The organism is Vibrio sp. Vb0304 (assembly GCF_033338995.1).
In the GTDB taxonomy this organism is placed as follows: domain Bacteria; phylum Pseudomonadota; class Gammaproteobacteria; order Enterobacterales; family Vibrionaceae; genus Vibrio; species Vibrio alginolyticus.
Window position 1 is genome coordinate 1 of record NZ_JAWOTT010000315.1, and the last position, 1,094, is coordinate 1,094.

General features: G+C 46.6%; 1 protein-coding gene and 1 pseudogene. One reads left to right on the plus strand and one right to left on the minus strand.

Annotation, left to right across the window (positions count from 1 at the left end; translation table 11 throughout):
* Positions 1–242 (plus strand): annotated as a pseudogene (locus tag R7P35_RS25905) (methyl-accepting chemotaxis protein); the annotation flags it as partial.
* A 101-nt stretch (positions 243–343) separates the two neighbouring features.
* Here the strand turns inward: R7P35_RS25905 and R7P35_RS25910 are convergent.
* Positions 344–1,063: a 3'-5' exonuclease gene (locus tag R7P35_RS25910; protein ID WP_005494764.1), complete on the minus strand. Its 720-nt coding sequence runs from the start codon at positions 1,061–1,063 to the stop codon at positions 344–346.
* Between the last annotated feature and the right edge of the window lie 31 nt (positions 1,064–1,094).

Genomic DNA, 1,094 nt, shown 5'->3' on the forward strand with positions numbered 1-1,094 from the left:
CAGCAGCGAGCCTGACGCAAATCCACAGTGCGGTAGAGCGCATCAGCGACATGGCAACGCAAATTGCGTCTGCGGCGGAAGAGCAAGCATCTGTAACAACAGAAATCACTCGTAACACAGAAGGCATCCGCGACGTATCGAACGAGCTTTCTGTAGAAGCTCACTCAGCAGCGGAGCAAGCAGCGCACCTATCTGAGCTGTCTCACGAGCTAGAGCAAGAGATCAAACGTTTTAAACTGTAATTCTCAGTTTGACTAAAAAACAAAAGGAGCCGATAGGCTCCTTTTTAATGCATGTTTTTCGGTGAATGATTGTTGGTAAATAGCTACAACAAAAAATCTATCTACAACCAAAAATCACTGATGGGTTGGTCATCATTGTAGTGATGCGCCATCTGCGCCTGAAGCAACTCGGCCGTAGCAATCGCATCAGTTAACGCGTGATGCGGAGAGTAGTCTGGTAACCCATAGCGGCGTCGAGACTGCGCCAAACGCAGAGACTCTGGTCTCTTTCCTTTCAGGCGATTCCAAATGCCGCCAGCGCTTCTCTTTTGTATGTTCTCTTCGATTTGTAGCGTGTCTAACACGGGAAATTCAATCCCTTCCCCTATGCGCGCTTTCAGCGCTTGATCCAAGAATTCTCTCTCGATTCGACGGTAATGCACAACGATGATTTTGCCGCTTAAGCAAGGCAGCAACTCACCCAAAATATCGCTCAGATCTGGCGCATCAATCAATTCGCTGTGAGTGATACCGTGGATGATAACGGAATCTTCATCCAACTTTTTCTGAGGCCTTACTTTCCAATGTCGAGCATCGCGCAGAAAAATACGTCTCAGATTGAAAGGTACTAAACCGATAGTAATAATGTCGTGTTTTTCGGGATTGAGCCCCGTCGTTTCGAAATCCAACGCGACAAATTCAACCTCTGAAATGGGGGTATTGGGCGCTGGTAATTCGCTGCCGTAAAAGGCGACAAGATTTTCATCACTGACGAGCTCCAACTTTTGCTGAAATTTGGTTGGCCATTGAATCGCAGGCTTTTGAAATAGCTTTTTGATCATGCCAAACCTCACTTAAAGCTCTTATTTGCTT